Origin of the sequence: Pseudomonas sp. A-RE-22 (genome assembly GCF_019956035.1) — a bacterium.
GTDB classification, from domain to species: Bacteria; Pseudomonadota; Gammaproteobacteria; order Pseudomonadales; family Pseudomonadaceae; genus Aquipseudomonas; species Aquipseudomonas brassicacearum.
Window position 1 is genome coordinate 12161 of record NZ_JAHBCZ010000032.1, and the last position, 20180, is coordinate 32340.

Consider the following 20180-nt stretch of genomic DNA (forward strand, 5'->3'; position numbering starts at 1 on the left):
GGCTCACAGTTTTTTCTAATTGGAGGTTTGGCGTTGCATCCGTTGTTTCCTTCGCGAAAAGCGACGAAAGCGACAATGGATGAAACGCGTGTCTCTCTTAAGCGGCGCATTATATCTACACCACTCTCAGGGTCCAATACAAACGTTTGTTTGAAATTGCCGCAGCCCAGATAAATCACTGACGTACGGCTTATGACTGACCATTTTGCCGTATTGACCGGAATAGGCGTTCCGGTCAAGATACGGGCGGTTTTGCGCTCGCCGTAGGCTGACTGTTGGTTTCAAGAGCACCTCTAAAGACAGGGCGAAGGCAGCACAAAGTGACGCATTGCGTGGTTCTGACGCGCAGTTTACACGCCGCGATAATGAATGACTCATCGGTCATCACTGACGAATGGTCTTCACTCCCGTGAGCTGGGTCATGTGTGGTTCATGCCGGCGTTTTTAGAGGTGCCCTTGCGCCCATGAGCATCAACCGCCAGGTTCGCCTAGGCGACTTTTTTTCACCGGAGAGTAACGAGGAATCCATGAAGGTTCTTGTAGCTGTCAAACGAGTGGTCGACTATAACGTCAAGGTTCGCGTCAAGGCGGACAACTCCGGCGTCGACCTCGCCAACGTCAAGATGTCGATGAACCCTTTCTGCGAAATCGCCGTAGAAGAAGCCGTACGCCTGAAGGAAAAAGGCGTGGCGACTGAGATCGTCGTCGTCTCCATCGGCCCGACCACCGCCCAGGAACAACTGCGCACCGCGCTGGCACTGGGTGCCGATCGCGCCATCCTCGTCGAATCCGCCGAAGAGCTGACCTCCCTGGCCGTGGCCAAGCTGCTCAAGGCCGTTGTCGACAAGGAACAGCCATCGCTGGTGATCCTCGGCAAGCAGGCCATCGACAGCGACAACAACCAGACCGGCCAGATGCTCGCTGCATTGAGCGGCTACGGTCAGGGCACCTTCGCGTCCAAGGTCGAAGTGTCCGGTGACAGCGTTGCCGTGACCCGCGAGATCGACGGCGGCGCGCAGACCGTTTCCCTGAAACTGCCGGCCATCGTCACCACCGACCTGCGTTTGAACGAGCCGCGCTATGCGTCTCTGCCAAACATCATGAAAGCCAAGAAGAAGCCGCTTGAAGTGCTGACGCCTGACGCTTTGGGCGTTTCCACCGCCTCCACCAACAAGACCCTCAAGGTCGAAGCGCCGGCTGCACGCAGCGCGGGCATCAAGGTCAAGTCGGTGGCTGAACTGGTCGAGAAACTGAAAAACGAAGCGAAGGTGATCTGATCATGACTATCCTCGTAATCGCCGAACACGATAACAAGGCGCTGGCGCCAGCCACGCTGAACACCGTTGCTGCTGCCGCTAAAATCGGTGGCGATATTCACGTGCTGGTAGCGGGTCAGGGCGCTGGCGCCGTGGCCGAAGCCGCTGCGAAAATCGCTGGCGTGGCCAAAGTGCTGTCGGCTGACAACGCTGCCTACGCACACCAACTGCCGGAAAACGTTGCGCCGCTGGTAGCCGAGCTGGGCAAGGGCTACAGCCACATCCTGGCCGCCGCTACCTCCAACGGCAAGAACATCCTGCCGCGCGTGGCCGCTGCTCTGGACGTCGACCAGATCTCCGAGATCATCTCGGTAGAAAGCGCCGACACCTTCAAGCGTCCGATCTACGCCGGCAACGCCATTGCCACCGTGCAATCGACCGCTGCGGTCAAGGTCATCACCGTTCGCGCCACCGGTTTCGACCCGGTTGCCGCCGAAGGTGGCTCGGCTGCCGTTGAAGCCGTAGGCGCTGCCCACGACGCCGGCATCTCCAGCTTCGTCAACGAAGAACTGGCCAAGTCCGATCGTCCTGAACTGACCGCCGCCAAGATCGTCGTTTCGGGCGGGCGTGGCATGCAGAACGGTGACAACTTCAAGCACCTGTACGCCCTGGCCGACAAGCTCGGTGCCGCCGTCGGTGCTTCCCGCGCCGCGGTCGACGCCGGTTTCGTGCCCAACGACATGCAGGTCGGCCAGACCGGCAAGATCGTTGCGCCACAGCTGTATATCGCCGTCGGTATCTCCGGCGCGATCCAGCACTTGGCCGGCATGAAAGACTCCAAGGTGATCGTTGCGATCAACAAGGACGAAGAAGCACCGATCTTCCAAGTGGCCGACTACGGCCTGGTGGCGGACTTGTTCGAAGCCATCCCTGAGCTGGAGAAGCTGGTCTAATCCGGCGTCTTCACTTATAAAGAGCCCGGCCCTTTGGCCGGGCTTTTTATTTCCGCATCAGAGGAGCGTATTGCCATGGATCTGCGTCGTTTGGCCGGCTGGTCGTTGCTGTGGACGTTGGCGCTCGTGCCAGGCCTGTCTGTCGCCGCCGGCAAATGTGAACGACTGATCGCCACCGGCAGCCCGGATGCACCACCCTATCTCTGGCAGGACCCTCAGGACCCCAAGCACTTGATTGGCGCCGGCGCCGACCTGCTGGCGCAGGTCGGGCAAGAACTGGGGATCAAGATCGAACTGCTGTATGCCGGCAAGCGCGCCCAGGCGTTGGACGAAGTGCGCAGTGGACGCATGGACCTGCTCACCGACGCGCCACTGACCGTTACCGGGCTTGAAGTGCTGGATTACGTTCATCCGCCCTTGCTCGAAAACGATTACCTGGTCTGGACCCGCAAGGATTCGACGCTGGTCATCGATCAGCCCGCAGACCTTCACGGTCATCCCGGGGCTTTGTCAGAAAAGGCCCGCATGACCCAGGAATTCGGCGTCTTTGCCGAGCGGCAATTGTCCCTGGTACGCACGCCCAACCTGACCCAGGCCTTTCAGAAACTGCTGCTGGGCGAGGTGGAATATGTCCTGGCGGGGCGCTACGCGGGCCTGGCAATGGCGCAGACACTGGGGATGGCCAATGACCTGCAAGCCGCACCGCAACCGGTGGACAAACCCGGGCTGTTCCTCGCGATTTCCCATAACTCCGCCTGCAATGACCCATGGTTACGCGGACAGCTGGCGCAAAAGATGACAGAATTGGCCGCGTCCGGCCTGGCGGAGGCTGTGTTGCAACGCAATCTCGAGCGTTGGAATACACAGTTGCAGCCATCTGTCAGCGCCCCAAAACAGTAGGGAACATTAGTGACTATTCGACCTCTTTTCGCTGCCCTGGCCGTTCTGGCTCTGGCGGGTTGCGCAGCCGATCCGGCGCCGAATGAACAGATCCGCCTGACTGAACAGGCACTGGAGCAAGCCCGGGCCGTTGGCGCTACTGCCGATGAAGTGCCCGAATTGAAACTGGCTGAAGAAAAATTCGCCCGCGCCAAATCCAACATGGCCGACGAATCCTACAAGAAGGCGCGCATGCGGGCCGAACAGGCCGAACTCGACGCCCGCCTGGCCGAAGCGAAGGTGCTGACCCTCAAGAGCCAGGAGCAACTGAACGTGCTCGACACCCGCATCAAGCGCTTGCGCAAACAATTGAGGGAGGATGCCCAATGAAGCACTCCCACGTATTGGGCGGCCTGGTGCTCGCCGGCCTGGCGAGCTTGTATGGCTGCGCCGGCCAGCGCAGCGAAGCGGCGCTCGAGCAGGCCAGCACCGACTTCCAGAAGGTCAAGGAAGACGCCAACGTATTGCGTGCCGCACCCCGGGACGTGATCCGCGCTGGCGAATCCCTGGCCCGTGCCGATCGTTTGTCCAGCTACTGGGGCAGCGGTGAGGATGTGCAGCATTACGCCTACCTGAGCCAGCGCTACAGTGCGATTGCCCGGGAGCACAGCAACCAGGTGCTCAACGAAGAGCGTGCCGCCAAGCTCGAACTGGAACGCCAGCGCCTGCAATTGGCCCTGCGTGAATCCAAGTTGCTGAGCGTGCAGCAGCAGGGCAAATGGCTTGAGGAACAGATCATGGCGATGGCGACCACACAAACCGATCGCGGTCTGGTGATGACCCTGGGTGACGTGCTGTTCGACACCGGCGAAGCGGAACTGAAGAGCTCGGCCAACCGGGTCGTGCTCAAGATCGTGCAGTTCCTGCAGCTCAACCCCAAGCGTGTGGTCCGTATCGAGGGGTACACCGACAGCACCGGCGGCAAGCAGGAAAACCTCAAGTTGTCTCGCGACCGCGCGCAAGCGGTGGCGGATGTGCTGGTGGACCTGGGGATAGACGAAAAGCGTATCCAGGTTGAAGGCTACGGTGACCAATACCCGGTGGACGTCAACGCTTCCGAGCGTGGCCGGGCACAGAACCGTCGCGTTGAAATTGTGTTCTCCGACGAAAAAGGCCAGCTCGGCGCCGCCCGCTAAGGGCTGCGTCACTGGAAAACCCGGCCCCTGTAAAAGGCGCCGGGTTTTTTTGGCCCTGCAATCGATGCACGATGGGTACAGTTAGAGCTGTCACTCCACTGTACTGTCGAGTAATCTGGCAACTGTCCCAGTACACTTCTAAACTGTTCCGGTATCGTTTCCGACAAGAATAAAATGCCCGTGAAATCGAGTGCTGCGTCATGACCAACCTTCTGCTCTATCAACGTATTGCTCAACAGCTGGCTGAAGACATCCGGCGCGGTGTGTATCAGCCCGGTGAGCGCGTACCGTCGGTGCGCAAGATGAGCTCGCAGCTCAACGTCAGCCATGCCACGGTGCTGCAGGCCTACGCCAACCTTGAAGACCAGGGGCTGATTCGCGCGCGGCCGCAGTCGGGCTACTACGTGCACCAGACGCCGGCCCTCACGGCACCGACGCCGGACATTGCCCGGGTTGAGCGTCCGGGGTTGGTGACACGCAGCAGTATCATCCAGCAAATATTGGTCGAGTCGCGCCGCGAAGGGGTGTTTCCCCTGGGGGCTGCGGTGCCGAGCGTCGACTATCTGCCTGTCCGGGCTCTGCATCAGCAGTTGGCCAAGGTCACGCGCTTCCACAGCCCGCGGGCGTTCAGCTACATGTTCAGCCCGGGGTTCGAGCCGTTGCGTCGCCAAGTGGCGATTCGCATGCGCGATGCCGGCGTCGTGGTGGACCCTTCCGAGGTGGTGATCACCCACGGCTGCGTCGATGCGCTGCAGATGTCCTTGCGGGTGCTGACGCGGCCGGGGGATTTGATCGCCGCCGAGTCGCCGACCTATTACGGCTTGCTGCAACTGGCGGATCTGTTGGGCCTCAAGGTTATCGAGATCCCCAGCGACCCGGTCACTGGCATGAGTCTGGAGGCCTTGCAGCTGGCGGCCAACCAGTGGTCGATCAAGGCGCTGGTGCTGACCACGCGCCTGAGCAATCCTCTCGGCGGCACCATGCCGGAAGAGCGGCAAAAGCAACTGCTGCGCCTGGCGTCGGACTTCGACATCCAGATCGTCGAGGACGATATCTATGGCGAGTTGATGTTCGAGCAGGGGCGCACCAAGGCCCTCAAGGCCTACGACCGGCTGGACCGGGTCATCTACTGTTCGAGTTTTTCCAAGACGTTGTCGCCGGGTGTGCGCATCGGCTGGATGATCGCGGGGAAATTCCAACAGGAAATCCAGCGGCTCCAGACCTTCAGCACGCACTCGGCGTGCAGCGTCACGCAGATGGGCATTGCCGCGTACCTGGAAAACGGCGGCTATGACCGGCACTTGCGCTATATCCGCCAGGAATACCGCAAGAACCTCAGCGCCTTTCAGCTGGCGGTGCAGCAGTACTTCCCCGAAGGCACGCAGATGAGCCGTCCCACTGGAGGCTTCATCCTGTGGGTCAGCCTGCCGGGGCGGGTCAATACCCAGGAGTTGCATGTGCGGGCGTTGCAACAGGGCATCAGTATCGCGCCAGGGCTGATTTTCAGTAATACCGAGCAGTTCAACCACTGCATTCGCTTGAACTGCGGCATACCCTGGAACCGGGAGGCGGAGCGGGCCTTGATGACGCTGGGGCTGTTGGCCACTCAATTGTGCCAGGAGACGGTCAGCGGATTTCTTTAGATATCAGCGACTTGGCTCGATGTGCTTGTCAGCGCCTCATTATCAGGCGAGCATGGGGGTCTCTGCCGTCAATGCTGTTGTATTTATGAAAGCCATTGTTCCTGCTGCCTGGGTTTTGATCGGTCTGTTGAGCGTCTTCCACATGGGAGGCGTCGTCGCGGCAGCGCCAGCGCAGGAAAAACCGGCTGCCAGTGCCACGAAGGATGCGCCGAAAAAAAACACAGCGGCCAAGAAGCCTTCCGCCAAGAAAGTGGCACCCGCGAAGAAAAAACGCGCCCCCATCGCCTCCAAGAGCAAATCCGCCCACGAGGTCGCCAAGACCCCATTGCCGCCGGCCAAACTGGATTTGAGCTTGCCCCATGAGATGGTCGATAAACTGCAACCACCGGGTAAGGTGGTACAGTCCAGGCGTGAGCCGCTCTTGCCGTCGATGTTCGGTGAGAAACCCGGTCCCTTTCAGCTCAATGGCCGTTTGTTGAGCAATGAAATGCAGCTGCCACTGCGCAGCCCGGAGCGCCACGAGGTGGAAGGCGCGGCGCTGGACTTCGAATTCAAGCAATAAACCTTCGGCAGGCCTGCGGTTCGTCGCTGACCATTCGGTCATCTCGCCGTGGGCAAAAAAACACGCAGACGGTAATTTAAAACGAGTGTTTTAGCCGTTACTCTGTGTTCTGTTACTAACCATTACTGTCGTGAGGATGTTGTCGTCATGAAATGCCGTGAAGGCTGTGGCGCCTGTTGCATCGCCCCTTCCATCAGCTCACCTATCCCTGGCATGCCCCAAGGCAAACCGGCGGGAGAACGTTGCGCGCAATTGTCGGTCGATAACCTGTGCCGGATCTTCGGCCAGCCGGAGCGTCCGGCAGTGTGCTCGGCGTTCGAAGCCGACATCGAGGTTTGCGGCAGCAGCAGTGAAGAGGCCATCCGACTGATCGGTTGGTGGGAGCAAATCACGGCAGCGTAATGAGTCAATGAACGGATCCTAACTGAACGAACTTGGACAATAAGGAAAAGAACTATGGGTTCGCTGCATCGTATGGCTGTGTTGTGTGGGTTGACCGTGTTGCTGGCAGCGGCCACCGCTCAGGCAGAGGACTGGCAGGTTGCCAAGGAGAAGGACGGTATCAAGGTTTCCCTCAGTGAGGTGACGGGCTCCAAATACAAGGCCTACCGTGGCGTGACGGTGATGAAAACCACCATGGCCAAGCTGCGGGCCCTGCAGGAAGACGTTCCCGGTGCCTGCGCTTGGATTCATGAATGCAAGAGCCAGAAACTGCTCAAGCACGAAGGCAATCAGAGCTGGACCTACACCCAGTTCAACACGCCATGGCCGGTGACGTCCCGGGACTCGGTGCTTGAAGTTACCACCGAAGAGGGCGCTGATGGCAGCCTGACCCGCAAGCTCAAGGGCGTGCCGAAATACCTGCCTGAAGAGCAAGGTTTCGTGCGGGTGACCCAGGTCGACGGCTTCTGGAAGTTCACGCCAAAGGGCGCTGACCAGATCGAAGTGACCTACCAGGTCCATACCGAACCAGGGGGTGACGTGCCGTCCTGGCTGGCGAACAAGTTCGTGGTGGATGCGCCGTTCAACACCTTGAAAGCCCTGAAGGAACGCGCCGAAAACTGATCGGCCACGGCTGCACTGCAGAGACCGCCCCGGAGGCGGTCTTTTCATGTGTGCCGTCCAGACGCCCGGCGGAACGATTGTCCGGCCCTCAATGTCGAGATAGAGGTAAGCCAGGCCCTGAATTGATCAAGGAGACACCGATGCAAAAGTGGGAAATCACTTTCGTGGATGATCATGGCGAAGCCATCGCCGAGCAGTTCGACTACGAGCAGGAGCCTACGATGGAGCAGGCTGCACAACTGATTCGCGAAAAATTGCTGCCCGTGCCCGCCCAACTGGACCTCAACGACCTGGAAGGTCGCACCGAAGATCCCACCGTCAAGAACCTCAAGTCCCAGCACAGCATTGAAATCATCAGCATTACACCGATTTCATGAAACGGTGCCTGGTCTCGCTTGGCAGCGGCTGCCACTTGCGGCTACTCTGCAATTGAGATCAGCGAAAGGATCGCGAAGGTCCGGTCTTGTCAGCTACATGCTTGTGTCCCGACGGCCATTTGATGCCGTACCGCTTGCAGCCTGAGGGCTTCACGCACGGGAAGACGGAAAGTCTATCCATTGGTTTCAGGAGGACGTTTCATGAGCACAGCCTATCAAGAAGACATCAGCACCAGCGTGTTGCGCCGCATGAAAGAAGGCGGTTTCGATTTTTCCCGATTCCATCCCATTGAGTTCTACGCCATTTTCCCGGACGAGGAGCGGGCGCGCAGGGCGGCAGGTCATTTTCGGGGAGAATCGTTGAACGCGCAGATCAGTGCACGGGACGATGGGGCTTGGTCGTTGGAACTGAGCCGGGTGATGTACGCCACCTACGATGACATTGGCGACTTCGAGCAAGACTTTGAGGCAGTCGTCGAACCCTTGGGTGGTGTGATCGAGGGCTGGGGTGTCAAGCAAGAGATCCGGCGCCTGCAGGCCTGACAGTTACTCACCGCAACCACAGCAACGGCTGACCTTTGTGTCGGCCGTTTTCATGTCTGTGAGCTAACCGAACATTGAACATTACTGTGGGAGCCAAGCTTGCTCGCGATGGCGGCGGCACATTCAACATCGATGCGGGGCTGACCCACTGCCATCGCGAGCAAGCTTGGCTCCCACAGGGATTTGTGGCGGACGCCGAATAGGCGAGCATGTCCCCCGGCAACACCACAAGCGCCAGGTTTTGTACCTAACTGTATCCAGATCAAGCCGCGTCGTTTTTCCGTGACTATGCTCAGCAGAGCGACGCCCCTGCGTCGCAATGAAGCGGGGGACAGCGGGGTGGGGGCATTTGTTGCACTAGAAAAGTGCGCGGCCTGTCAGAGGAGAATCCAACCCGTTGATCATAAAGCGTTTATGCCGATGGCACGGGGCTTGCGAAGCCTTGCTGCCAGGGTGACAAGGAGTACGGCATGATCCGCAGCGGTTTTGATGAAATGTACGATGCCAACGGCCAGGTCCGCCCGCATTACCAGGCGTTTGCCCGCTGGCTGGCTGAAACGCCTGATGAGCTGCTGGCGCAACGCAGGCGCGAAGCCGACCTGTTGTTTCATCGTGCTGGCATTACGTTCACGCTCTACGGCGACGAGCAGGGGACAGAGCGCCTGATCCCTTTCGACACGATCCCGCGCAGCATCCCGGCCAGTGAATGGCGGGTGGTCGAACGTGGCTGCATCCAGCGGGTCAAGGCGCTGAACATGTTCCTGGCCGATCTCTACCACGAACAACGGATCATCCGGGCCGGGATCATTCCCGCCGAACAGGTGCTGGCCAACGAGCAGTACCAACTGGCGATGCAAGGGCTGGATCTGCACCGTGACATCTACGCGCACATTTGCGGTGTCGACCTGGTGCGCGACGGTGACGGCACGTACTACGTGCTCGAAGACAATCTTCGTACGCCCAGCGGCGTCAGCTACATGCTCGAAGACCGCAAGATGATGATGCGCCTGTTCCCCGAACTGTTCGCCGCCCAGCGCATCGCCCCCATCGACCATTATCCGAACCTGCTGCTCGATACCCTGAAAAGCTCCAGCCCGCTGGACGATCCCAGTGTCGTGGTGCTCACGCCAGGGCGTTTCAACAGCGCGTTCTTCGAGCACGCGTTCCTGGCCCGGGAGATGGGCGTGGAATTGGTGGAAGGCGCCGACCTGTTCGTGCGCGATGACAAAGTGTTCATGCGCACCACCGACGGCCCGAAAGCGGTGGATGTGATCTACCGTCGCCTCGACGATGCGTTCCTCGATCCACTGGCCTTCAATCCGGACTCGATGCTCGGGGTGCCGGGCCTGTTGTCGTCCTACCGTTCCGGCAACGTGGTGCTGGCCAATGCCATCGGCACGGGCGTGGCGGACGACAAGTCGGTGTACCCGTTCGTCACCGACATGATCCGTTTTTACCTGGACGAAGAGCCGATCCTGAAGAACGTTCCTACATGGCAATGTCGTAATCCTGCCGAGCTGTCCCACGTGTTGGCGAATCTTCCCGACCTGGTGGTCAAGGAAACCCAGGGTTCCGGCGGTTATGGAATGCTGGTGGGGCCGGCCGCGACGACGGCGCAGATCGATGCCTTCCGCGAACGGATCAAGGCCAAGCCGCACGCCTACATCGCTCAGCCGACGCTGTCGCTCTCGACCTGCCCGACCTTTGTCGAAAACGGCATCGCCCCGCGCCACATCGACTTGCGGCCGTTTGTGCTCGCTGGCCGTGAGACCCGCGTGGTGCCTGGCGGGCTGACACGGGTGGCGCTGCGCGAAGGTTCCCTGGTGGTGAATTCATCCCAGGGCGGTGGGACCAAGGACACTTGGGTAGTCGAGGATTGAGGAGCTGCCATGCTGAGTAGAACCGCCTCGGACCTGTACTGGATGTCGCGCTACCTGGAGCGCGCGGAAAACCTCGCACGGATGCTCGACGTCAGCTATTCGTTGTCACTGATGCCTCAGGACGGGCGTGGCGACGGCCTGCACGAGCTGGCCATGCCATTGCTGATCACCGGCACGCTGGATGATTACCGGGAGCGACACGGCGAGCTGCACGCCGAGCGCCTGCTGCATTTCTTTGCCCTGGAAGCGGCCAACCCGGCCAGTATCTACAGTTGCCTCGGCGCCGCGCGAGCCAGTGCCCACGCGGTGCGTGGACGAATCACCGCCGACATGTGGGAGAACATCAACGCCACCTGGCTGGAGATTCGCGGTATCGCCGAGCAGGGCTTGAATCGCTACGGCATGAGCCGTTTCTGTGAGTGGATCAAGGAGCGATCCCACCTGTTTCGCGGTGCAACCTACGGCACCATCATGCGCAACGACGCGTTCCGCTTCATTCGCCTGGGGACCTTTATCGAAAGGGCCGACAACACCCTGCGCTTGCTCGACGCCCGCTACGAAATGGCCGGCGACCAGGCCGACACGGTCAGCGATGGCACGGCCCACGCGTATTACCAATGGAGCGCCTTGTTGCGGGCCTTGTCGTCCTTCGAGGCCTACACCGAGATCTACCGTGACGCCCCGGGCGCTCGCCATGTGGCTGAGTTGCTGCTGTTGCGCGCCGATGTGCCGCGTTCGCTGCGCGCCTGTACCGAAGAAATCAACCAGATCCTCGCGAGCCTGCCGGGCACCAACGGTCGGCAAGCACAACGGCTGGCGGCGGAAATGGACGCACGCCTGCGCTACACCGGCATCAATGAAATCCTCGACGGGGGCCTGCATGCCTGGCTCACCGAATTCATCCCACTGGTCCGTGAACTGGGCAATGCCATTCACAGTTCCTACCTGGAGGTCATATGAGACTCTCGATCAGCCATGAAACGGCCTACCACTATGAAGATCAGGTGCGCGCCAGCATCCAGTACCTGCGCCTGACGCCCCACGACAGCGAACGCCAGCATGTGTTGAGCTGGCAACTGGACTTGCCCCGGCCGGTGCGGGCGCAGCTGGATCCGTTCGGTAACATCCTTCACGTACTGACCCTGGACGAACCTCACGAAACGGTCATCATCGGCGCCCGCGGACAGGTGGACATCGATCCGTTGCGCGAAGCCGAGCACGAGAGCCAATCGGCGCTGCCGTTCCTGCGCTTCACCCGGCTGACCGAGGCGGACGAGGACCTTCGAACCTTCGCCGCGCAGCAATGCCAACAGCGTCGCGATCGCACGGCGCTGATCGACCTGATGCACGGGCTGAACCAGCACATGATCTACACCCCTGGCACCACTGAGGTCGAGACCAGTGCGGCGCAGGCTTTTGCCGGTCGTAGCGGGGTGTGCCAGGATCACACCCACGCCTTCCTGGCCTGCGCCCGCAGCCTGGGGGTGCCGGCGCGGTATGTCTCGGGGTATCTGTTCAGCGAAGAGAGCGAACACCTGGCAAGCCATGCCTGGGCGGAGGCCTGGCTTGACGACGCCTGGTACAGCTTCGATGTGACCAACCAACTGGCTCGTCCGGAGCGCCACCTGAAGCTGGCTGTGGGCCTGGATTACCTGGACGCCTGCCCGGTGCGTGGCATGCGCCGCGGCGGCGGTTGCGAGCAGATGCATGCCAAGCTGGTCGTGCCTGCAGCACCGGTGATCACGGTGCAACAACAATAACCCTCCGACGAGGGAGCTTCTGTGGCGAGGGGATTTATCCCCGCTGGGCTGCAAAGCAGCCCCAAAACAGACAACTCAATCCGTCTGGCACACTGAGGAGTCTGGGTTCAGGGCCGCTTCGCGCCCCAGCGGGGATAAATCCCCTCGCCACAAAAAAAGCAATCTTACGGGGCCAATGGCTGCTTGCGTCCCGCCATATGCTTCAAATAACCCACCAGCAAATCCAGCTCCGAATCCGGCAGCACCGCTGCCGAGAACCCAGGCATCTTGCCCTGGGGCCAGCGACGCAGCGCTTGCGGGTCGCGAATATAGCGCTTGAGGAAATCCCCGGAGAAGTATTCGGTCGGGTTGAAAGGGATGTTCAGGTCCGGGCCGAACTGCGCATCACCCGCGCCATTGAGCCGATGGCACGCCAGGCAATTTTTCTGGAACAGCTCGAAACCTTTATTGACCGGGTCGTCCTTGGCCAGGTTGGGCGCCGGCAGCAGGGCCGGGAAGCGTTCGGCCACGGCCGACAGGCGCTTGATGGTCGCCACCGCGTAGGGCCATTGCTCCGGGCTGATGTGGCCAGCCTGCGGATCGGTCCAGACCAGGTAGAAAGGCCCGGCGCTGTGCTTGCCTTCCCCCAGCGGCGGCCAGGGCTTGGCCGGGTCCTCGATCGCCAGCCACGCTCGGGCGCCACTCTTGTTGAGTAACGGCGCCGCAGGCATTTCGGCAGCGAAGCCGTCCAGGGCAACGGCTTGCAGGTGATCGTCCGCCTGGACGCCCGTCAATAGAGCCGTCAGCGGCACGGCTCGATAGCTCATGGGTTTCTTGTAGGAAACGTCATCAGCGATCTGGACCGTTTGAGCGTCCGGGTGCTTGAGCAGTTCTTCGGTTTGCCAGGTGCGCGTGCCCGCGCCCAACTCCAGCACCAGTTGCGCGGCATAAAGGGGCGTGCTGAGCAGCAACGCCCCGAACACAATAAGAGCTTTCAAGTCGATCGCCTTCCATGTCGAGGGGGGCCGCAAAGGTTGGCACAGCCATCGCGGCTCGAACAGAGAACCCGTCACATTTTTTGGCGACACAACTAATGGATGATGCAGATGCCCACGCGCAGGATTCAGCCAATCACCTTGGTGATATTCGGCAAAATCAACAGCAGCGTCGTGGCAAAGAGAATGAGTCCGGCTTGGCGAACTTTCGAATGTTTGAACATGGCTGACCCGCCTTTATTGTTATTTCCTAAAAGCCAGCCTGCATATCCATGGCGGCTGGCGTTGCACTTCCTGTTCGACAAGCGCCTCGGCAAAACCCGACGACTTTCTTGTACAAGGATTACATTAGGGGCCGTGGCGGCCTTGGCTTAGATCCAATTCATATCAGCTTGGTACAGGTTGCTCTAAAAAAGGTATGAGGCCTATTGCCACCTTCCTGCCGGCCCTTTTGCTAGACAGCTTGCCCTCCTGAATCGGTTAACCCGATAGCTCGCTACCGTTCGTCTGAGCGTGGCCGTCAACGCCATTGAGCGCTGTGGTCATTGAATCAGGCGCCGCTGGGCTTATGGTTGAAGCATCGCATTACCCCCGTGGTTTCGAGGACGTCATGACCCAAGCTTTGATTTTCGACGCATTACGCACGCCCCGTGGCAAGGGCAAGGTCGATGGCGCCTTGCACAGCGTCAAGCCGGTGAACCTGATGGGTGGTCTGCTCAGCGCCTTGCAGCAACGCATGGACCTGGACACCAGTCAGGTCGATGACATCGTGCTCGGTTGTGTGACCCCGGTGGGTGAACAGGGGGCCGATATCGCCAAGACCGCTGCGCTGGTGGCCAATTGGGATGTCAGCGTGGCAGGCGTGCAACTCAATCGGTTTTGCGCCTCGGGCCTGGAGGCGGTGAACCTGGCGGCCATGAAAGTGCGTTCCGGGTTCGAAGACCTTGTGGTGGCCGGCGGCGTCGAGTCCATGTCCCGGGTGCCCATGGGCAGCGATGGCGGCGCGTGGGCGCTGGACCCGCAATCCAACCTGCACGGTCACTTCGTTCCCCAGGGCATCGGCGCCGACCTGATCGCCACGCTGGAAGGCTTTAGCCGTGAGGATGTCGACGGTTATGCGCTGAATTCCCAGCAAAAAGCGGCGCGTGCCCGGGCTGACGGTTCGTTCAATAAATCCCTGGTCGCCGTGCGGGACCAGAATGGCATCGTGCTGCTGGACCACGACGAATTCATCCGCGCCGACTCCACGCTCGAAGGTCTGGGCAAGCTCAAACCGAGTTTCGAAGCCATGGGCCAGATGGGCTTCGATGGCACGGCGCTGCGCGTCTACAGTCACGTCGAACGAATCAATCACGTGCACACGCCGGGCAACAGTTCCGGCATCGTCGACGGTGCCGCGCTGATGTTGATCGGTTCCGAAGCCAAGGGGCGCGCCATGGGCCTGCAACCTCGGGCGCGGATCGTCGCCACCGCCGTCACCAGCACCGACCCGACCATCATGCTCACCGGCCCGGCGCCGGCTACCCGCAAGGCCCTGGCCAAGGCCGGGTTGCGGGTGGAGGACATCGACCTGTTCGAAGTCAACGAAGCCTTCGCCTCGGTGGTGCTCAAGTTCATCAAGGACATGGCCATCGACCCGGCCAAGGTCAATGTCAACGGCGGCTCCATCGCCATGGGGCACCCCTTGGGCGCTACGGGGTGCGCAATCCTTGGCACGTTGCTCGACGAATTGGAGGTGCGTCGCCGGCGTTATGGCCTGGCGACCCTCTGTGTCGGCGGCGGCATGGGCATTGCCACCGTCATTGAACGCCTCTGAGCCCCGACTTCAAGGAACACTTTTTCATGACCGATGCCATTCGTTACGAAACCGGCCAGGACCGGATCGTCGTCCTGACCCTGGACATGCCGGGCCAGAGCGCCAACACCATGAACGCGGTGTACCGTGAGGCCATGGCCGCCTGCGTCGCCCGTTTGCAGGCTGGAAAGGACTCGATTGCCGGTGTGATCATCACCTCGGCCAAGCACACTTTCTTCGCCGGTGGTGACCTCAATGAATTGATCAAGGTCGGCAAGCCCGAGGCCAAGGCTTTCTACGACATGGTTCTGCTGCTTAAAGCGCAACTGCGTGCCTTGGAGACCCTGGGCAAACCCGTGGTGGCGGCCATCAATGGCGCGGCCCTCGGCGGTGGTTGGGAAATCTGCCTGGCCTGCCATCATCGCGTGGCCCTGGACCTGCCGTCGGTGCAGCTCGGCTTGCCGGAGGTCACGCTCGGTCTGTTGCCGGGCGGTGGCGGGGTGGTGCGGATGGTGCGCCTGCTCGGTTTGGAAAAGGCCTTGCCATATCTGCTCGAGGGCAAGAAGGTCAATGCGCAACAAGCGTTGCAGGCCGGTTTGATCGATGAGCTGGCGAAGGATCGTGACGAACTGCTGGCCAAGTCCCGGGCCTGGATTCTTGCCAACCCCTGCGTCATCCAACCCTGGGATGCAAAGGGCTATCGACTGCCGGGCGGCACGCCGGCTGACCCGAAACTTGCGCAAATGCTGGCAATTGCCCCTTCGATCCTGCGCAACAAGACCCAGGGTTGCCTGCCAGCACCGGAGAAAATCCTCAGCGCAGCGGTGGAGGGCGCCCAGGTTGATTTCGACACCGCGCATCTGATCGAAACCCGCTACTTCACCGAACTGACCACCGGCCAGGTGGCGAAGAACCTGATCGGCACCTTCTGGTTCCAGCTCAACGAGATCAAGGCCGGTGGTTCTCGCCCACAGGGTTTTGCGCCTTATCTGACGAAAAAAGTCGGCGTGCTCGGCGCGGGCATGATGGGGGCGGGTATCGCCTATGTCAGCGCCGTGGCCGGCATCGCAGTGGTCCTCAAGGATGTCGATCTGGCGGCGGCCGAGAAGGGCAAGGCCCGTTCGGCGGCGTTGCTGGATAAAAAGGTCGCCCGCGGCCAACTCACCGCCGAACAGCGCGAAGCCACGCTGGCGCGGATTCACCCCACTGACAGCAACGCCGACCTGGCCGGCTGCGACCTGGTCATCGAAGCGGTGTTCGAAGATCGCGCCCTGAAAACCAGCGTGTCGGCCGCCGCCCAGGCGGTGGTGGGCGATGATGCGGTGATCGCTTCCAACACCTCGACCTTGCCCATCACCGGCCTGGCCATGGCTGTGCCGGACCCGACGAAGTTCATCGGCCTGCACTTCTTCAGCCCGGTGGAGAAAATGCCCCTGGTGGAGATCATCAAGGGTGCACGCACCAGTGACGCGACCCTGGCCCGGGGGTTCGATTTTGTCCTGCAGATCAACAAGACGCCGATTGTGGTCAACGACAGTCGCGGCTTCTTTACGTCCCGGGTATTCGGCACCTTTACCAATGAGGGCATCGCCATGCTCGGCGAGGGCGTGAGTGCGCCGATGATCGAGACCGAAGCGCGCAAGGCCGGGATGCCGGTCGGGCCTCTGGCGATCTCTGACGAAGTTTCCCTCAGCCTGATGAGCCATATCCGCGCGCAAACCGCCAAGGACCTGCGCGCAGAAGGGAAAACGCCGATTGAGCATCCGGCGTTCGCCGTGATTGACTTGCTGCTCAACGAATACAAGCGACCGGGCAAGGCCGCCGGCGCCGGTTTCTATGAATACCCGGCCAATGGGCAAAAGTCCCTGTGGCCGTCGCTCAAAAGCCGCTTCGAGAAAGCCGACGGGCAGATTTCCCCGCAGGATATCCGTGATCGTCTGCTGTTCATCCAGGCCCTGGAAACCGTGCGCTGCATGGAGGAGGGGGTGCTGACTTCGACGGCTGACGCCAACGTCGGCTCTATCTTCGGTATTGGTTTCGCGGCCTGGACCGGCGGTGCACTGCAGTTCATCAATCAATATGGCCTGCAGGACTTTGTCGGTCGCGCCCAGTATCTGGCCGAGCAATACGGCGAGCGCTTCTCACCGCCGGCCTTGCTATTGGAGAAAGCCGCTCGCCACGAACTGTTCTGACAGACCCGGGAAGGGGCTTGCCTTGGGACCGTGTTTCAGGGCAGGCTCTGGGGTGTGCAATATTCCCATCATCGTGTCAGGTATTTTTTATGTCGCTACGCATCTGCATTCTGGAAACCGATATCCTGCGTCCGGAACTGGTCGACCAATATCAGGGTTACGGGCAGATGTTCCAGCGCCTGTTTTCGCAGCAGCCCATTGCGGCCGAATTCGTCGTGTACAACGTGATGGAGGGGCATTACCCCAGCGATGACGAGCAGTTCGACGCTTATCTGGTGACCGGCAGCAAGGCTGACTCCTTCGGCACCGACCCTTGGATTCAAACCCTCAAGAGCTACCTGCTGGAGCGCTACCAGCGCGGCGATAAATTGCTTGGTGTGTGCTTTGGTCATCAGCTGCTGGCGTTGTTGCTGGGCGGCAAGACCGAACGCGCCACCCAAGGCTGGGGCGTCGGCACCCATTGCTACAAACTCGCCGCCAAGGCGCCTTGGATGAGCCCGGTGATGGAAGAACTGACCTTGCTGATCAGCCATCAGGACCAGGTCACCGAATTGCCCGAAAGCGCGACGGTCATCGCCTCCAGCGATTTCTGCCCGTTTGCCGCCTACCACATCAACGACCAGGTGCTGTGCTTCCAGGGTCACCCGGAGTTCATCCATGATTATTCCCGGGCCTTGCTGGAGATTCGCCAGCAACACCTCGGCGAGCAGATCTATAGCCAGGGCGTGGCGAGCCTTGCCCACGAGCACCATGGCACCACGGTGGCGGAGTGGATGATGCGTTTCGTCGCTCACAAGCCGCAGGCCGAAGCCACCCAAGGCTAAAGATCACCACTCTCTAATGTGGGAGCGAGCTTGCTCGCGATCGCGGTGGATCAGTTGGCGTTGATGTTGGATGTGCCGCCGTCTTCGCGAGCAAGCCCGCTCCCACACTGGATCTGTGTACGACGCAAATCCCTTGTGGGAGCGAGCTTGCTTCGGGCGGCGTTCCGACGGTGAACCCCACACAAATTCCTCTGTTCGCCTACAGCCACCCCGATCGCTTGAAGCTCCACCACAGTGATGAGCAGCCCACCGCAATAACCCCCAGCACCGCGAAATAGCCGTATTGCCAACTCAACTCCGGCATGTCCTGGAAGTTCATCCCATAGATCCCGGCCACGGCCGTGGGAAACGCCAGGATCGCCGCCCAAGCCGCGAACTTGCGCTGCACCACGCTCTGGCGCGATGCTTCGAGCAGCACGCCGACTTCGATGGTCTGGCTGGCGATGTCGGCCAGGGTGGTCAGGTCTTCCATTTGCCGCGTGACATGAATCTGCACGTCGCGAAAATACGGGCTCATGTTCTTGTCGATAAAGGGGAAGTCGAGTTTCTGCAACTCTTCACTGATCTCCACCATTGGCGCCGCGTAACGGCGCAGGCGCAATACGTCGCGGCGCAAGCTGTGCAGGTTCTGGATGTCCCGTTCGTTCAGGGAGCTGCACATGACATTGTGTTCCAGCTCATCGATTTCGGCGTGAATGGCCTCACCCATTGGCTGGTAGTTTTCAATCACGAAATCAAGGATGGCGTAGAGGACGAAATCTTCCCCGTGTTTCAGCAAAAGCGGACGTGCCTCACAGCGCTGCCGGACGTGGGCGTAGGACGCTGAGTGGCCGTTGCGAGCGGTGATGATGTAGCCCTTGCCGGCAAAGATATGGGTTTCGATGAACAGCAGCTTGCCGTCCTTGCGTATCGGCGAATACGTGACGATAAACAGCGCATCGCCAAAGGTCTCCAACTTGGGCCGGCTGTGTTTCTCCATGGCGTCTTCGATCGCCAATTCGTGCAGGTTGAATTGACGCTGCAGGTTGGTCAGCTCCACGGCGCTCGGCTCTTCGAGACCAATCCATACAAAATGACCAGGTTTGGCAGCCCAGGCGCTGCCTTCGTCGAGGGTGATATTAGTGACTTTCTTACCGGCGCTGTAGACCGCAGCAGCAACGACTCTACCCATAATGGTGGTTCACTTCTTGTTGTAAATGGCAGTGGCAGGCAGCGTCCAGCTTAACGCGCCCTGTAGCTTGAGAGTCAGCAAAATCTGCGGAGTTCGGCGGCAAAAGAAAACCCGCCGAGGGGGCGGGTTTCCATTCAGGCTGCTTGCAACTGCCGGTCCATTGTCGCGATGCACTCGCGCATCTGTTCACGGCATTGGGCAATGAGCTGGGGCATGTCATCCATACTCAATCCGGCCGTAGGAATCGCCGGCAATGAACGTATGAGGATGTCACCGCTGCGCCAGCGATTGAGGCGCATGTGCTTGATGTAACTGCTGACGCACACCGGAACAATCGGCACTCCGGCGGCTATTGCCATCTGGAAGGCGCCTTTCTTGAACGGCAGCAGATCCTCGCCCAAATTGCGCGTGCCTTCCGGGAAAACCCAGATAGAGGTGTCCTCGTGCTGCAAGGTATGGGTGGTGGTCAGCATCGACTTTCGGGCCTTGATCGCGTTGCCGCGGTCGATCAACACGTTGCCCGCCAGCCAGAACAATTGCCCGAACAGCGGCACCCATTTCAGGCTCTTCTTGCCGATGCACACGGTACGGCGCGGCACCACGTTGCCAAACATGAACAGGTCGTAGTTGGATTGGTGGTTGGCGATGATGACGCAGCCGTTGGGCTTATTCACCAGCGAGTCGACTTGCGTGCGGACCCGCAGGCGCAAAATGCACATCGCCGGCAACGCGTACAACCTTGCGCATAAACGGCTGTTGTCCGGGTTGAACGGCCGGCACAGCCCCAGAATCACCCCGAGCACGCCAGCCAATACAAAATGCAGGCCCATCAACAACATACGCAATACAAACAGCATCTACAGGCCCCATCGGGACAAAAGGTGGCGCAGTGTACGGATGTGCACTGTTTTCGGCAATTGCCGCTATAGAGGTAGGAGATGGACGATGTTTAAGCGCATGTTTCCACGCGTCGTGACAGAAGCGGCCCAGAGCGGTTGCGGACTTTTAAACGACGCGCGTAGGAAAAAAGCCTGGCTCTAGGGGATGGCTGCACCGGTGGTGAGGGAGTTTGCTCTCGCTGGGCTCGTAGGAGCTGACGAGCGGAGCGAG

At 60.4% G+C, this 20180-nt stretch carries 20 protein-coding genes; 17 read left to right on the forward strand and 3 right to left on the reverse strand.

All coding sequences use genetic code 11. The annotated features are described in order from the left end of the window. The first annotated feature begins 527 nt into the window (after nucleotides 1-527). The 14 genes from KGA89_RS16310 to KGA89_RS16375 all read left to right on the forward strand — a co-directional run bounded on the left by KGA89_RS16310 (nucleotide 528) and on the right by KGA89_RS16375 (nucleotide 12114). Nucleotides 528-1277, forward strand: coding sequence for an electron transfer flavoprotein subunit beta/FixA family protein (locus KGA89_RS16310; RefSeq protein WP_003204196.1), 750 nt, complete (start codon nucleotides 528-530; stop codon nucleotides 1275-1277). A gap of 2 nt (nucleotides 1278-1279) precedes the next feature. Beyond that, the gene (locus KGA89_RS16315; protein WP_003204194.1) at nucleotides 1280-2209 is read left to right on the forward strand and encodes an electron transfer flavoprotein subunit alpha/FixB family protein; all 930 of its coding nucleotides are present in this window, start codon (nucleotides 1280-1282) and stop codon (nucleotides 2207-2209) included. A 75-nt stretch (nucleotides 2210-2284) separates the two neighbouring features. Continuing rightward, entirely contained in the window at nucleotides 2285-3109 is an 825-nt protein-coding gene (locus KGA89_RS16320) for a substrate-binding periplasmic protein (RefSeq protein ID WP_223472039.1), read from the forward strand. 9 nt (nucleotides 3110-3118) lie between these two features. After that, complete coding sequence (locus KGA89_RS16325) at nucleotides 3119-3478, forward strand: DUF4398 domain-containing protein (RefSeq protein ID WP_003204190.1); 360 nt, start codon at nucleotides 3119-3121, stop codon at nucleotides 3476-3478. Continuing rightward, the gene (locus KGA89_RS16330) at nucleotides 3475-4284 is read left to right on the forward strand and encodes an OmpA family protein (protein ID WP_058544284.1); all 810 of its coding nucleotides are present in this window, start codon (nucleotides 3475-3477) and stop codon (nucleotides 4282-4284) included. Before KGA89_RS16325 ends, KGA89_RS16330 begins: the two co-directional genes overlap by 4 nt. 200 nt (nucleotides 4285-4484) lie before the next feature. Next, complete coding sequence (locus KGA89_RS16335) at nucleotides 4485-5927, forward strand: PLP-dependent aminotransferase family protein (RefSeq protein WP_027911483.1); 1443 nt, start codon at nucleotides 4485-4487, stop codon at nucleotides 5925-5927. 85 nt (nucleotides 5928-6012) lie between these two features. After that, nucleotides 6013-6489 carry a hypothetical protein gene (locus KGA89_RS16340; protein ID WP_013693982.1) on the forward strand — a complete coding sequence of 159 codons (477 nt, stop codon included), beginning with the start codon at nucleotides 6013-6015 and terminating at the stop codon, nucleotides 6487-6489. 147 nt (nucleotides 6490-6636) lie between these two features. Next, the gene (locus KGA89_RS16345) at nucleotides 6637-6891 is read left to right on the forward strand and encodes a YkgJ family cysteine cluster protein (protein WP_003204182.1); all 255 of its coding nucleotides are present in this window, start codon (nucleotides 6637-6639) and stop codon (nucleotides 6889-6891) included. A gap of 54 nt (nucleotides 6892-6945) precedes the next feature. Next, nucleotides 6946-7554 (forward strand): START domain-containing protein, encoded by a 609-nt coding sequence (locus tag KGA89_RS16350; RefSeq protein WP_003204181.1) that lies wholly within the window; start codon nucleotides 6946-6948, stop codon nucleotides 7552-7554. A 140-nt stretch (nucleotides 7555-7694) separates the two neighbouring features. Continuing rightward, nucleotides 7695-7931, forward strand: a complete 237-nt coding sequence (locus KGA89_RS16355) for a hypothetical protein (RefSeq protein WP_003204179.1) — start codon at nucleotides 7695-7697, stop codon at nucleotides 7929-7931. Between the two features lie 201 nt (nucleotides 7932-8132). Next, the gene (locus KGA89_RS16360; protein WP_003179463.1) at nucleotides 8133-8474 is read left to right on the forward strand and encodes a ribonuclease E inhibitor RraB; all 342 of its coding nucleotides are present in this window, start codon (nucleotides 8133-8135) and stop codon (nucleotides 8472-8474) included. Between the two features lie 470 nt (nucleotides 8475-8944). After that, on the forward strand, nucleotides 8945-10354 hold the full coding sequence (locus KGA89_RS16365; protein WP_003204177.1) for a circularly permuted type 2 ATP-grasp protein: 1410 nt from the start codon (nucleotides 8945-8947) through the stop codon (nucleotides 10352-10354). A gap of 9 nt (nucleotides 10355-10363) precedes the next feature. Next, a complete protein-coding gene (locus tag KGA89_RS16370) occupies nucleotides 10364-11314 on the forward strand; it encodes an alpha-E domain-containing protein (RefSeq protein ID WP_003204175.1) in 951 nt (316 codons plus the stop codon). Beyond that, nucleotides 11311-12114, forward strand: a complete 804-nt coding sequence (locus KGA89_RS16375; protein ID WP_223472040.1) for a transglutaminase N-terminal domain-containing protein — start codon at nucleotides 11311-11313, stop codon at nucleotides 12112-12114. The genes KGA89_RS16370 and KGA89_RS16375 overlap by 4 nt, the downstream gene beginning before the upstream one ends. Nucleotides 12115-12278: 164 nt before the next feature. Here KGA89_RS16375 and KGA89_RS16380 read toward each other — a convergent pair whose 3' ends face one another. After that, nucleotides 12279-13091, reverse strand: coding sequence for a c-type cytochrome (locus tag KGA89_RS16380; RefSeq protein WP_043042622.1), 813 nt, complete (start codon nucleotides 13089-13091; stop codon nucleotides 12279-12281). 607 nt (nucleotides 13092-13698) lie between these two features. Between KGA89_RS16380 and KGA89_RS16385 the strand changes: the two genes are divergently transcribed. From KGA89_RS16385 to KGA89_RS16395, 3 genes are all read left to right on the forward strand, one after another. Then, nucleotides 13699-14904, forward strand: coding sequence for an acetyl-CoA C-acetyltransferase (locus tag KGA89_RS16385; protein ID WP_223472041.1), 1206 nt, complete (start codon nucleotides 13699-13701; stop codon nucleotides 14902-14904). Between the two features lie 26 nt (nucleotides 14905-14930). After that, the gene (locus tag KGA89_RS16390) at nucleotides 14931-17075 is read left to right on the forward strand and encodes a 3-hydroxyacyl-CoA dehydrogenase NAD-binding domain-containing protein (protein WP_223472042.1); all 2145 of its coding nucleotides are present in this window, start codon (nucleotides 14931-14933) and stop codon (nucleotides 17073-17075) included. Nucleotides 17076-17164: 89 nt separating this feature from the next. Further along, nucleotides 17165-17899, forward strand: coding sequence for an amidotransferase (locus KGA89_RS16395; RefSeq protein WP_223472043.1), 735 nt, complete (start codon nucleotides 17165-17167; stop codon nucleotides 17897-17899). A 199-nt stretch (nucleotides 17900-18098) separates the two neighbouring features. Here the strand turns inward: KGA89_RS16395 and KGA89_RS16400 are convergent, their stop codons facing one another. Then, entirely contained in the window at nucleotides 18099-19070 is a 972-nt protein-coding gene (locus tag KGA89_RS16400) for a magnesium and cobalt transport protein CorA (protein WP_003204167.1), read from the reverse strand. 134 nt (nucleotides 19071-19204) lie between these two features. Then, nucleotides 19205-19927: a 1-acylglycerol-3-phosphate O-acyltransferase gene (locus tag KGA89_RS16405; protein ID WP_003204165.1), complete on the reverse strand. Its 723-nt coding sequence runs from the start codon at nucleotides 19925-19927 to the stop codon at nucleotides 19205-19207. Nucleotides 19928-20180: the final 253 nt, after the last annotated feature.